This window comes from Hydrocarboniphaga sp. FW305-C-57, assembly GCF_058783045.1.
Genome location: NZ_JBYSYG010000002.1, coordinates 14857 through 27232 on the forward strand (window position 1 = coordinate 14857; position 12376 = coordinate 27232).

The window sequence follows — 12376 nt, forward strand, 5'->3', positions numbered from 1 at the left end:
AACCCTTTGCAGTTCCCCTCTCCCGCTTGCGGGAGAGGGTGGTCCGAAGGACCGGGAGAGGGGAAGCCAGGGAAAGTGCGTGCCCTCTACCAGCCGAACCCTCTCTCCCTCGCTGACGCGAGGGACTCTCTCCCGCCAGCGGGAGAGAGGACCATCACAAGCTACTTCGCGACCGCCTTCAGCCCCCGCCCCAGCTGCAACACCACCCAGAACAAGGCCGCATGCACCGGCAGCAGCAGCGCGATCCAGGCCGCGTTGTTCTGCATCGGCGCGGTCGGCAGCATCTTGATCAGCGAGGCCGTCGCCGCGAGCAGGGCGATGATGCGCACCACGCGCTGGGCCTTGGGTCCGGGCCGCCAGTCCGCGCGGAAAGCCTGCGCCCAGACCGGGATCGCGAGCAGCGCCAGCGGGTTGAGCAGCAGCAGGTTCTGGTTGCTCCACATGCCCCAGTGATCAGTCAGCAGCCAGCCGGCCAGCATCACCAGGCCGAACACGCTCGCGGTCGCGTAGAACATCAGCCCGGCCAGGGCCAGCGTGATCCGGGCGACCGGCTTCGCACGCGCTCGCGCGAGCAGCAGCACCGCCAAGGCCGAAATCACCCCGAGCGCCAGGAACGGCCAAAGCAGGTTCGGCGCCTGCTCGGGTTCCTTGATGCGGTCGGGTTCGTAGAGCCAGCCTTCCTGCTCGACGAGCGGCTTCGACAGCCCGGTTTCGGGATCGGCCACCTTGGCCTCGCGCAGCGACTGCATCAGCGACATCGGCACGAAGGCGTGGCTCCAGCGATCGAGCGGCTCGTCAACCTTGGGCCCCAGGCCCAGGTCCATGCCGATGGCCAGCGGCAGGTCCGGCGACATCAGCCGCGTGACTTCGGAGCGGAACGTGGCCGGGCTCAGCTGCCCGCCATGCAACTGCGCCTTGAGGCTGCCGCCGAGCACACGATCGATCGCGTCGCGCACACGCGTCGAGCAGTTGGCGAGGAAGTAGTCGTAGCGGTACTGCGCGTTCTCGGGCTGCGTGTTCCATTGCAGGAACTCCGCGATCTCGCGCCGCTGCGCCTCGTCGAGCGCCAGCCGCTGTTCGTAGATCCAGCGGTCCTCGGCCTGATACAGCCGCAAAGTGCGACGCAGCGGCTCGGCATCGAGCTGATACAGCATCTGCCCGCGCGCGAAGTTCAGGAAGAAGTTCTTCTGCTGGAAGTCGAAGATGCCGTAGTTGTAGACGGTGGCGCGGCCGCTGGCCTCGTCGCGCAGCAGCAGGGCGTTGTGGCCGAAGCGCTGCCAATAGATTTCGCCGGGAGCGAAGGTGAGGACGCTGACGATAGGGGGCGGTGAGGGTTGAGCTTGAACCGGAAGACTGAGCAATATCATCAGCAGCACAGCAATCCATTGCACCGCACTTACGATCGTCAGTCGCGTTGAGCAAGCGGCCCTCTCTCCCCTCGCTGTCGCGAGGGACTCTCTCCCGCACGCGGGAGAGAGGACCAGCCGTGAAAGCGAAACTGCGACAGTCGCAACGCGCTCGGCGCCTGTCCCCTCTCCCACTTGTGGGAGAGGGTGGCGCGTCAGCGCCGGGAGAGGGGGAGTTCGGAAAGTGCGCGCATTCGTCAGGCTGGCCCTCTCTCCCCGCCTTCGGCGGGACTCTCTCCCACCAGTGGGAGAGAGGAACATCCACAGCGGCGGAACCGAACTCACTACTCCCCCGTCACCGTAACCTGCAGCTGCAGCACCCGCCGGTTGTCCGCGCGTTGCACGTTGAAGCCGAAGCCCTCGATGCGCACGCTCTCGCCGCGCTTGGGCATGTGGCCGAAGCGGTGCACCACGAGGCCGCCGATGGTGTCGTAGTCCTCGGTCGGGAAGTGGCTGCCGAAGTACTTGTTGAACTCTTCGATCGACGTAAGCCCGTGGACCACGAAGCGGCGATCGTCCTGCTTGAGGATGCGAGCCGCATCGTCGTCGTCGTATTCGTCGTCGATCTCGCCGACGATCTGCTCGAGCACGTCTTCGATCGTCACCAGCCCGGCGACGCCGCCGTATTCGTCGACCACCATCGCCATGTGACTGCGGCCGCGCTTGAAATCCTTCAGCAGCACGTTGACGCGCTTGGATTCCGGGACGAACGACACCGGGCGCAGGCAACGGTCGAGATCGAAGCGTCCGGTCTCCACGCCCGGAAGGCTCGAGGAAAACCGCAGCAGATCCTTGGCCAGCAGAATGCCCAGGATCTCGTCGCGGCTGTCGCCGATCACCGGGAAGCGCGAGTGGCCCGATTCGACCACCACCGGCAGCAATTGCTCGAGCGACCAGTCGCGCTCCACCACGACCATCTGCGAGCGCGGCACCATGATGTCGCGCACCTGCAGCTCGTCGGTTTCGAGCACCCCCAGGAACATGGCCAGCGCGTCCGCATCCATCAGCTGCGAATCGCGCGCCTCCTGGAGCACGTCCAGAAGCTCCTTGCGGGTCCTGGGTCCACCACCCAGCCGATGCGCCACTTTGCGCCACCACCGGCTGATGCTTGTCTCGTTACTACTTTCGCCTTCTTCGCTCATGTTGTCCGGTCTTTAGACGACAGGCCGCCTATGGCCCATCGTGTTCGACCTCGTAGGGATCTGGGAACCCGAGTCGCGCCAGGATGATTTTCTCCCGGTGCTCCATCTCCTCGGCCTCGGTGTCGCTCTCGTGATCGTACCCTAATAAATGCAAACAGCCGTGAACGACCATGTGCGCCCAATGCGCCCGCTCGGTCTTGCCCTGCTCGGCCGCCTCGCGGCGGACCACCGCAGCGCAGATGACGATGTCGCCGAGAATGGCTTGTTCGGGCAGGCCCGGAATGGCGTCGTCCGCGTCGTAGCCGAAGGACAGCACGTTGGTGGGCTTGTCCTTGCCGCGGTAGGTCCGATTGAGGGTCTGGCTCTCGGCCTCGTCGACGAGGCGGATGGTGAGCTCGCCATGGTCGTCGGGCAGGGCGGCGGCGGCCCAGGTGCGCAGGGATTGCGCCGAGGGCAGACCTTGTGGGGGGAGTTGGCGTTGGATGTGGATCAAGTGAGTCATCGGAGCGAGTTCACTATTTGCTCCTGCTGTTGACGTTCCTCTCTCCCGCTTGCGGGAGAGAGTCCCTCGCGGAGCGAGGGGAGAGAGGGTCGGCCTGCAAAGTGAGCGCCGCTTTCGGGCCTCCCCTCTCCCGGTCCTTCGGACCACCCTCTCCCGCAAGCGGGAGAGGGGACAGGCAGGCCAGGCGGATGGCTTCGAGTACAGCGTCGATATCACGTAGCACCGCGTCGTTCCAGAAGCGCAAAACGCGGTAGCCCTGCTCGAATAGCGCTCGATCACGCTTGGCGTCGTAGTCGCGCTGCATGTCGGCATGCTGGCTACCATCGAGCTCGATGACGAGCCGAGACTCGTAACAAATGAAATCGACGATGTAGCCAGCGAGAGGCTTCTGTCGCTTGAACTTGAGCCCCAGAAAGCGATGTCCTCGAAGCTGATACCAAAGCCATGACTCCGCATTGGTCTGAGCCGATCTCAGCTGCCTGGCATTTCCGCGCAATCGAGTTGTTCTGCTTTCATGCGGCGCAGCAACTGTTTCAGCAGTCGATTCAGTGCCTGTCCTCTCTCCCGCTTGCGGGAGAGAGTCCCGCGTAGCGGGGAGAGAGGGCTTCTTAGCCAAGCTCACTCACTCGCCGCAGGCGCCTCCCGCTTCTCATGCTCCTCGTACGCCTGCACGATCGCCTGCACCAGCGGATGCCGCACCACGTCTTCCTTCCTGAAGTACGTGAAGCTGATCTTCGGCACACCATCGAGCACACGCATCGCATGCTTGAGGCCGCTCTTGTCCGCGCGCGGCAGGTCGATCTGCGTGACGTCGCCCGTCACCACCGCGCAGGAACCAAAGCCGATGCGCGTCAGGAACATCTTCATCTGCTCGGTCGTGGTGTTCTGCGCCTCGTCGAGGATGATGAAGCTCTCGTTGAGCGTGCGGCCACGCATGAAGGCCAGGGGGGCCACTTCGATCACGCTGCGCTCGACGAGCTTGGCCACGCGTTCGAAGCCGAGCATTTCGTACAGCGCGTCGTACAGCGGGCGCAGATACGGATCGACCTTCTGCGTCATGTCGCCCGGCAGAAAGCCCAGCTTCTCGCCCGCCTCGACGGCCGGACGCGTCAGGATGATGCGCCGCACGCGGTCCTTCTCGAGCGCGTTCACGGCGCTCGCCACGGCGAGGTAGGTCTTGCCGGTGCCGGCCGGGCCGATGCCGAACGAGAGGTCGTGATTGGCGATGGCCTGCAGATACTGCTTCTGGTGCGGCCCACGCCCGCGCACCACGCCGCGCTTGGTGCGCACCACGATCTCGTCGCGGTCCACCGGCGAATCGTCGCGATTGCGATCAGCGCCGATCGCGCCTTCTTCGAGCATCGCCAGATGCACGGTTTCGGTGGTGATGAGGCTGTTGTCGGTCTGTTCGAACAGGTTCAGCAGCACGGCTTCGGCGCGCTCGGTATCGGCACGCTTGCCAACCAGCCGAAAGCGGTTGCCGCGATTGCGGATCTCGATGCCCAGGCGGACTTCGATCTGGCGCAGATGCGCGTCGAACGGGCCGGTGAGGTTGGCGATTCGCCCGCCGTCGTCGGGTTCGAGCGTGAGGTCGAGGTGGTCTTGGTCAGTCATGGTGAGCGCCTTCTACCACCTGCCCCTCTCCCGGCGCTGACGCGCCACCCTCTCCCGCAAGCGGGAGAGGGGAAAAGCGGCGCACCGTGTCTGTCCTCTCCGAAGCTGAAGCGCCATCTTCCCCGGTAAGCGCAAGAGGGGAAAAGCGGCGTGCTGTGCCTGTCCTCTCTCCCGCTTGCGGGAGAGAGTCCCGCGCTTGCGCGGGGAGAGAGGGTTGCCCAGCCACCTGCGCGAAGTCAGCCAAAACCACCCGCCCCCGCAGCGAATTCGTCGTCATCTCCGTCACCAGCACATCCACGAACTGCCCGACCGCGCCCAGCGGCGCATCGAAATTCACGCTGCGGTTCGACGAGGTCTTGCCCGTCATCTGACCGCCGCCGCGACGCGACGGCCGCTCGACCAGCACCGACTGCACGGTGCCGACGAGGCTCTGCTTGTAGGCGTCGTCGAACTCCCGAATGCGCGCCTGCAACAGCTGCAGCCGATCGCTCTTCACCTGCGCGCCGACGGTGTCGCGCAGGTTCGCCGCCGGCGTGCCGGGGCGTGGGCTGTAGACGAACGAGAAGGCCGCATCGAATTCGCAGCGATCGATCAAATCCATCGTCTGCGCGAAGTCCTCTTCGCTCTCGGACGGAAAGCCGACGATGAAATCGGTCGATAGCGAAAGCCCCGGCCGCGCGCGCTTCACGCGATCGATCTTGGCCAGGAACTGCTCGCGCGTGTAGCCGCGCTTCATCATGGCGAGAATGCGGTTGCTGCCGGATTGCACGGGCAGGTGCAGGTAGCTCGCGAGCTTGGGCTCGTCGGCGAACGCATCGATCAGCGCGTCGGTGAATTCGGCCGGATGCGAAGTGGTGAAGCGGATGCGCTCGATGCCCGGAATGCGCGCCACGTACGAGATCAGCAGCGCCAGGTCGCAGACATCGGCGGTGTCGCCCATGCGGCCACGATAGGCGTTGACGTTCTGGCCCAGCAATGTGATCTCGCGCACACCCTGCTCAGCGAGCTGCGCGATTTCCACCAGCACGTCGTCGAGCGGGCGACTCACCTCGGCCCCGCGCGTGTACGGCACGATGCAGAAGGTGCAGTACTTGGAACAGCCTTCCATGATCGACACGAAGGCCGTAGGCCCTTCGGCACGCGGCTCGGGCAGGCGATCGAACTTCTCGATCTCGGGGAAGCTGATGTCCACCGCCGGACGCGCCGTGCGCTTGTTCTGCTCGAGCAGCTCCGGCAGGCGGTGCAGCGTCTGCGGGCCGAACACCAGGTCCACATGCGGAGCGCGAGAGGCGATCTGCTCGCCCTCCTGACTCGCCACGCACCCCCCGACCCCGATCACCCGCCCCGGCCTGGCCTGCTTCCACTCACGCCAGCGGCCGAGCTCGGAGAACACCTTCTCCTGCGCCTTCTCGCGGACCGAGCAGGTATTGAGCAGCAACACGTCCGCCTCTTCGGGCACGGAAGTGCGCTCGTAGCCATGAGACTTGGCGAGCACGTCGGCCATCTTGGTCGAGTCGTACTCGTTCATCTGACACCCGTAGGTGACGAGGTAAAGCTTGGGGTTCATCTGAGGCGGCGACGCAAAGGGAGGGCAGTATAAGGCTTGAGGCCTAAAAGCCCCTCTCTCCCCTCGCTAACGCGAGGGACTCTCTCCCGCAAGCGGGAGAGAGAACATCACCCGCAGCAAGCTCCAGCTGTCCCCTCTCCCGCATGCGGGAGAGGGTGGCGCGATAGCGCCGGGTGAGGGGCGGCGGGGGACGACCGCTCGCCCTCCCACCGAACCCTCTCTCCCCGCCTTCGGCGGGACTCTCTCCCGCAAGCGGGAGAGAGGAACGTCAAAAGCTGGCTCGCGTGTGTGTAGGGTGCCATCAGCTGCGCTGTTGTTCCTCTCTCCCGCTTGCGGGAGAGAGTCCCTCGCGAGAGCGAGGGGAGAGAGGGCCGGCCCGAACAACGCGCCAGCCAGCCCCGTCACCTACCCCAACCGCTTAACCCAATCCTCAACCCCACCCTCGATCAGCGCATAAGCCTCATCGAACGCCGCCCTGGGCAGCCGATGCGGATCGGGCACATCCGCGTTCTCGCGCCAGCGCAGGATCTTGTGGACCTTGCCGCGAAACTCCGGGTATCGCGAATTGATCCAGTCGCTATGGCCGCGATCCAGGGTCAGCACCAAATCCACGCCCGCCAGCAACGGACGCGTGAGCTGTTGGGCGCGATGGGCGTTGATGTCGATGCCCTTCTCCATCATCACTTCCACCGACAGCGGGTCCGCCGGCCAACCGATCATGGCGCCGGTGCCGGCGGACAGCACATTGCTCTTGGGCAGACGCGCCTTGAGCAGGTATTCACCAATGGGGCTACGACAGATGTTGCCGGTACAGACAACCAGAATATTGGAAATCACGAGTACGACCGAATGAGCGCTACAGCAGCGGGAAGACCTCAATTCTAGCTAGAAATCAACGCCCTGCCCTACGTACGCCATCAAGCCATCGGGTCCTGAATCGAGCATTCAGGAAACGTTCACGCAATTTGCTTCGGAGTATCAGCCCCAACCGAAAAATAAGTCGGCTGTTTTGCCTGATGTTTCGTAAGCATTGCTTTCACTTCACGCCAACACAAACAGCTAGACAAAACCCTGTACCCCCCAATCGGGGCATAGCCATTCGGATACCCATGCCGGAGACTCGCAAGGTACAATCACGGCAGAACAAAAAGCCTTTGCATAGAAGAACATCAGTTACCAGCGTGTAACAAAGCGCGTGCAATACTGCGAACTAGTTCATGCGAGCACTGATCGGTGAAAGTACATTGCGGTCGTCATGGATGACATTAGGGAAAGTTGATGTTCAGGTCATGTGGCACGGTTATTGAAGTTACGTTGTGGTGCTGACCTTCCCAAATTGTGCTGTTTTCGACCCGATGGAATCTTGAGTAAAAAGCATATGGCTGGCGGCGACGAATCGATTTACCTGCTTGAAGCGGCAAAGACCTCCACGGCCTCGCGCGGCCCGGTCATTGGCACAATCGCCTTGGGCGAGACCGCTCAAGAAGTCGCCAGTCGCGACTTTGCGGAGTTGCGGGGCAATTACTGGCGCTTGAAGCGGCCCATTGGCCTCGCCATCGGCCTCATCGCGGCCCTGGTCTCCCTGCCCGCTTTCCTCGTCATTGCGCTGGTGTTGGCTCGCCAGGGACGCCCGGTGTTCATTCGCCGCAAGCGCCTGGGCCTGCACGGTCAGCCGTTCGTGAGCTATTACTTTCGGACGATGCTGCCCGATTCGCTGCGTCACTACGACCCGGCTACCGGGCGCCTGCAGCCGGCCATGGACAAGCTGGGCCGCTTTCTTCTGCGCACCAAGCTCGATCGCCTTCCGCTGTTGCTCAACGTGCTGCGCGGCGACATGAACCTGGTCGGCCCGCAGCCGCTTTCGCAAGAAGAGCTCATCGGCGCCGGCCGCTCTGCCCGCTTCAGCCTGTCGGTTCGCCCCGGTGTCACCGGCCTGTGGTGGCTGCACGAAGAGACCGATCTGCGCCGCCGTCTGGCCCTTGATCGCAGCTATATCGAAAGGGCTAGCCTGTCCCTGGATGCTCGCATCGTTGCCCGCACCTTGCTTATGATTCACGGCGGTTAAGACAGCCAACCATCACCAGCGGGGGACAGGGGAGTCTGGATCCTGTGTCGGGGGACACGGCTCTAGGACTGATCCTGTAAAGAATTCAATGTCACCAAACCTCCCTAGAACTCAGGTTCTTGCAGTCCACTCTGCCTCGGACAAACTGCTGCACTACGTGCGGCTACGTATCCACGAAGCCAACGTCAAACAAACCTACAGGGCCGGCTTGTTCGTCCCTGCTTCGCAGAACGACTCCCTACTCTTCGACCTGGCGCTCATCTATGACGCCTTGATGCACGCCCCGAGCGTGGATGCGAGCGAAGTACAAGAGCGCTTTGCCGCGGTTTGCTCCGTTGCCTCGGCCGAACTCGCCGGCCAGCGCGGCGAGATGAACCCCAGGGAGCTCATGGAGCGCAGCATCACCATGCACGACGCACGCATGGAGAACACGCGCACCTTTGCAGGGCTGAGCTCGGCCATCGAAAAGGCGCTGCTCAGACCCATCAACGCCCGGGCCAACCTCACCGCGCACCAGAAGCAGCTGCGCCACGACCTGGCCCTGGTGCTGGCGATGGAAGCCCAAGTGGTCCGCACGTCCGCTCTCAACGCGCTGGGCGTGCCGGTGGACCTGTCCACGCTCGTCGACGATCGCGACCAGCATCTGTACCTGTTCTGCGACCGCTACGGCTGCCTCAACAAGTCCGAGATCGGCGAAGACCTGGACCTGATCGGCGACGAGGCCGATACGGCCAAGGTGCCGAACGAGTGGCTCAAGCGCAGCCTGGACTTCATGGGTGCGCTCTGCATCCTGCTGATGCTGAGCCCCGTATTCCTGTTCCTGTACTTCGCCATCAAGCAGGAGAAGGGACCCGTGTTCTATGCGCAGCGCCGCGTGGGGCAGCATGGACGCATCTTCCCGTGCTGGAAGTTCCGGACCATGGTGGTGAATGCGGAAGAGCTGCTGGAGGAGGTGCTACAGAAAGACCCCGTTGCCGCAGCCGAGTATGCTCAGTTCTTCAAGCTCCGCAACGATCCACGCGTCACCAAGATTGGCAAAGTTTTGCGCAAGACCTCGCTAGACGAACTGCCCCAGCTTTTCAATGTGCTGGTCGGCGAAATGAGCCTCGTCGGTCCCCGGCCCATCGCAGTCGATGAGCGCGATCGTTGGGGTAGCTACTTTCGGCTCTACAAGCGCCTACGCCCCGGGCTGACCGGACCGTGGCAGCTGTACTTCCGCAGCGATCACCCGTATGACGAACAATTCGAGCACGCGGTGAAGTACGCCACAGAGTGGTCGTTCTGGAAAGACATCAAGTACCTGTTCGAAACCGTAGCAGTGCCCTTCCGTCAGCGCGGCGCTTACTGAGCTCAGTAACCGCTCGCCCAGGGCAACGAAGCCAGCGAGCGTGCATAGAAACTAATGCGTATCCTCATTCATTCAGGCAACTTTTTCCCCGAGAAAACGGGCATCGGAAAGTACACCGGTGAAATGGCAGCATGGTTGGCACAGCAGGGACATGAGGTAGAAGTCATCACCGGCTTCCCTTATTACCCCGAGTGGAAACTGGCTGAGCAATACACCAAGACTGGCTGTCTGACCGAGCACTGGAACGGCGTCACCATTCGCCGGGTTCCCCACCATATTCCATCGAATAAACAGGTAACCTCGCTGGACCGCATTCTGGTCGACCTGACTATTTTCCTGGCCAGTAGCGTGCACTGGTTGAGGCTACTTTTCAGCAAGCAAAAGCCTGACGTTGTCATCGCCGTTTGCCCGCCGCTATTCGCCGGTATTTGGCCTAGCCTGCTCAAGCTTTTCCGCCGCGTGCCGTGGATTTACCACGTGCAAGACTTCCAGGTGGATGCGGCCGTGAGTCTGGGAATGATGAAGCGCGTTGCCCCAATTTTGCTTTGGATTGAACATAAGCTCATTCTCTCGGCGACACGCGTGTCGTCTATCACGCCCGCCATGTGCCGCCGCCTTCTGAGTAAGGGCGCCGATCCATCACGTGTGATCTCGCTTCCAAACTGGAGCGACGTCAAAAATATTCGCCCTATCAGCAGAAACACGGCGTTTCGCAAAGCATTGGGTATCGGTGAAGACAAGGTGCTAGTGATGTACGCGGGCGCCATGGGACGCAAGCAAGGACTCTCGTTAGTGCTCGATGCGGCAGAGAGCCTCAAACATGATTCCCGCTTTGCATTCGTCATGATCGGCTCGGGTTCCGACGCTAAAGACCTTCAGCTGACAGCGGAATGCCGCAGCCTGCACAACATTCAGTTCCTGGAACTGCAGCCCATCGAAAAGCTCAACGAAATGCTGGGCTCCGCTGACATTCATCTCATCATCCAACGCGGTCACGCTGCTGATCTTGTGATGCCTTCCAAGCTCACGAACATCTTGGCAGCTGGAAGACCAGCTATTGCGACCGCAGAACCTGGAACAGCGCTACATGACGCTGTAGAAGGAGCCCAGACTGGACTTGTAATCGCGCCGGAAGATAGGAATGGGTTGATCAATGCTCTACAGCAACTGGCCATGAATCCAGAGCTATGCTCGTTATTTGGTAGCAACGCTCGCGCCTACGCCGAGAAGCATCTTGATCAGGATGCCATTTTGTCCCAGCTAATCGTCGATGTTATTGCCTTTCAACCCACCTCAAGCGCAATAGGAAACAACGTCGTTAAGGAGGCGCATTTCAAACGACGTGGTACGTGACGCCCCCCTAACGCTGCGCTAACCTTCTCAGCTCGCGGGGAGAGCGATGGGAGGAAGACACAACCAGACTTCGACTTAATCGATCGCAGTCTGCGTTTGTGTTATCCCGATCATTTTCCTGCAACTAATCAAATCTAGAAATTATCAAGGATGACATTGCTCACCATGCTCAAATCCTTTCAGATGCATAAATTTGTATCTCTACTATTTCTTTCATCAATGGCTGGTTGTGTTGGGATGAAAGCGCCATATCCGACAGCCACTGTTGAACCAGACGAACTTGAGGTAATCCCTGTAACTGCAGATTTAATCGCACAGCAAATCGCCGAGGCAACGATGCCTTCGGGCGGCATGCCTACCCCATCAATTGTCCGCCCAAGCGATTATCGCTATCTGGTGAGGCCCGGCGACGTATTACTGATCTCCGTCCCTAGCATAGTGAGTTTCAATTCTCCAAGTTCGCCCAGTGTTATAGGGGAGCAAGACCAAGGATATGTCGTATATCACGACGGTTCGATTTATCTGCCATTCAGCGGCGCAGTTCAAGTGGCAGGGCAGACCTTAAAGGAAGTTCAGGACAGTGTGGTTAGTGCACTCTCTGGCTATCTGAGATCCCCTCAGGTGATCGTCGCCGTGAAGGAATTTCGAAGTCAGCGAATCATGGTTACTGGCCAAGTTCAAAAACCAGGGTATCAACCGATCAGTGATATTCCCCTCACTCTAATTGGTGCGATCTCCAATGCGGGAGGCATCTCTGATTTGCGCGGCAGTGGGGATCCGCGACCATTGGGGGGCGCAAATCAGCCGAATCAAATTCTGATTGAATATCCGGACCTCAGATCTGTGACACTCAAGCGTGAGAATCAAAACTACACAATTGATGTGCAGAAAATTCTCGCGTCAGGAGATATTACTCAAGATTTGCTTCTTCAAGATGGAGACGTCGTTGTGGTTCCGCCGGTGCGGCGCACTAACGTATTTGTACTGGGAGAGGTGTTACGACCAGGCTTATTGGAAGTCAATCGTGATAAGACTTCCTTGGCCGACGCTCTAATGGCCACTGGCGGAATTAATCAATTAACGGCAAACCCGTCTCGCCTATATGTAATTAGGGGGGATTATAGAAAGCCTACCATCTTCCAAGTAGATGCTGCCCATCCTGATGCAATGCTGCTCGCGAAAAAGTTTCAGCTGCTACCGAGCGATGTGATTTACGTATCTGAAACAAAATCTACACGCTGGAATCGCAGTCTCCAGCAAATAATGCCTACTGTTCAGGGCTTATTGAGCACAGCGATTATTGCCAACACTATTGATGACACACGGAACTGACGATCAATCATTTACGGCCCCCCGTAAGGTTTATTAAAAAGTCCGCA

General features: G+C 60.7%; 11 protein-coding genes. 4 read left to right on the plus strand and 7 right to left on the minus strand.

The window, feature by feature from the left end; all coding sequences use genetic code 11:
• Positions 1 to 161 precede the first annotated feature (161 nt).
• From AC3WUM_RS04465 to AC3WUM_RS04495, 7 genes are all read right to left on the minus strand, one after another.
• Positions 162 to 1391 carry an Lnb N-terminal periplasmic domain-containing protein gene (locus AC3WUM_RS04465; protein WP_492408988.1) on the minus strand — a complete coding sequence of 410 codons (1230 nt, stop codon included), beginning with the start codon at positions 1389 to 1391 and terminating at the stop codon, positions 162 to 164.
• A 299-nt stretch (positions 1392 to 1690) separates the two neighbouring features.
• Positions 1691 to 2548, minus strand: a complete 858-nt coding sequence (locus tag AC3WUM_RS04470) for a CorC family transporter (protein ID WP_492408990.1) — start codon at positions 2546 to 2548, stop codon at positions 1691 to 1693.
• A 28-nt stretch (positions 2549 to 2576) separates the two neighbouring features.
• Positions 2577 to 3050: an rRNA maturation RNase YbeY gene (gene ybeY, locus AC3WUM_RS04475; RefSeq protein ID WP_492408992.1), complete on the minus strand. Its 474-nt coding sequence runs from the start codon at positions 3048 to 3050 to the stop codon at positions 2577 to 2579.
• A 13-nt stretch (positions 3051 to 3063) separates the two neighbouring features.
• On the minus strand, positions 3064 to 3672 hold the full coding sequence (locus AC3WUM_RS04480; protein ID WP_492408994.1) for an endonuclease domain-containing protein: 609 nt from the start codon (positions 3670 to 3672) through the stop codon (positions 3064 to 3066).
• The gene (locus AC3WUM_RS04485) at positions 3669 to 4664 is read right to left on the minus strand and encodes a PhoH family protein (protein ID WP_492408996.1); all 996 of its coding nucleotides are present in this window, start codon (positions 4662 to 4664) and stop codon (positions 3669 to 3671) included. Before AC3WUM_RS04485 ends, AC3WUM_RS04480 begins: the two co-directional genes overlap by 4 nt.
• Positions 4657 to 6231 (minus strand): tRNA (N6-isopentenyl adenosine(37)-C2)-methylthiotransferase MiaB, encoded by a 1575-nt coding sequence (gene miaB / locus AC3WUM_RS04490; RefSeq protein WP_492408998.1) that lies wholly within the window; start codon positions 6229 to 6231, stop codon positions 4657 to 4659. The genes AC3WUM_RS04485 and miaB overlap by 8 nt, the downstream gene beginning before the upstream one ends.
• 405 nt (positions 6232 to 6636) lie before the next feature.
• Positions 6637 to 7068 (minus strand): low molecular weight protein-tyrosine-phosphatase, encoded by a 432-nt coding sequence (locus AC3WUM_RS04495; RefSeq protein ID WP_492409000.1) that lies wholly within the window; start codon positions 7066 to 7068, stop codon positions 6637 to 6639.
• 526 nt (positions 7069 to 7594) lie between these two features.
• Here AC3WUM_RS04495 and AC3WUM_RS04500 point away from each other — a divergent pair.
• From AC3WUM_RS04500 to AC3WUM_RS04515, 4 genes are all read left to right on the plus strand, one after another.
• Positions 7595 to 8296, plus strand: a complete 702-nt coding sequence (locus AC3WUM_RS04500) for a sugar transferase (protein ID WP_492409001.1) — start codon at positions 7595 to 7597, stop codon at positions 8294 to 8296.
• Between the two features lie 88 nt (positions 8297 to 8384).
• The gene (locus AC3WUM_RS04505; RefSeq protein WP_492409002.1) at positions 8385 to 9644 is read left to right on the plus strand and encodes a sugar transferase; all 1260 of its coding nucleotides are present in this window, start codon (positions 8385 to 8387) and stop codon (positions 9642 to 9644) included.
• A 54-nt stretch (positions 9645 to 9698) separates the two neighbouring features.
• A complete protein-coding gene (locus AC3WUM_RS04510; RefSeq protein ID WP_492409003.1) occupies positions 9699 to 10997 on the plus strand; it encodes a WcaI family glycosyltransferase in 1299 nt (432 codons plus the stop codon).
• A 150-nt stretch (positions 10998 to 11147) separates the two neighbouring features.
• Positions 11148 to 12329 (plus strand): polysaccharide biosynthesis/export family protein, encoded by a 1182-nt coding sequence (locus tag AC3WUM_RS04515; RefSeq protein ID WP_492409004.1) that lies wholly within the window; start codon positions 11148 to 11150, stop codon positions 12327 to 12329.
• The last annotated feature ends 47 nt before the right edge of the window (positions 12330 to 12376 follow it).

What these genes read in the sequence shown, in the direction of transcription:
- AC3WUM_RS04470 (WP_492408990.1), bottom strand. Translation starts at nt 2,548, where the DNA reads ATGAGCGAAGAAGGCGAAAGTAGTAACGAGACAAGCATCAGCCGGTGG.
- ybeY (WP_492408992.1), bottom strand. Translation starts at nt 3,050, where the DNA reads ATGACTCACTTGATCCACATCCAACGCCAACTCCCCCCACAAGGTCTG.
- AC3WUM_RS04485 (WP_492408996.1), bottom strand. Translation starts at nt 4,664, where the DNA reads ATGACTGACCAAGACCACCTCGACCTCACGCTCGAACCCGACGACGGC.
- miaB (WP_492408998.1), bottom strand. Translation starts at nt 6,231, where the DNA reads ATGAACCCCAAGCTTTACCTCGTCACCTACGGGTGTCAGATGAACGAG.
- AC3WUM_RS04505 (WP_492409002.1), top strand. Translation starts at nt 8,385, where the DNA reads ATGTCACCAAACCTCCCTAGAACTCAGGTTCTTGCAGTCCACTCTGCC.
- AC3WUM_RS04510 (WP_492409003.1), top strand. Translation starts at nt 9,699, where the DNA reads ATGCGTATCCTCATTCATTCAGGCAACTTTTTCCCCGAGAAAACGGGC.
- AC3WUM_RS04515 (WP_492409004.1), top strand. Translation starts at nt 11,148, where the DNA reads ATGACATTGCTCACCATGCTCAAATCCTTTCAGATGCATAAATTTGTA.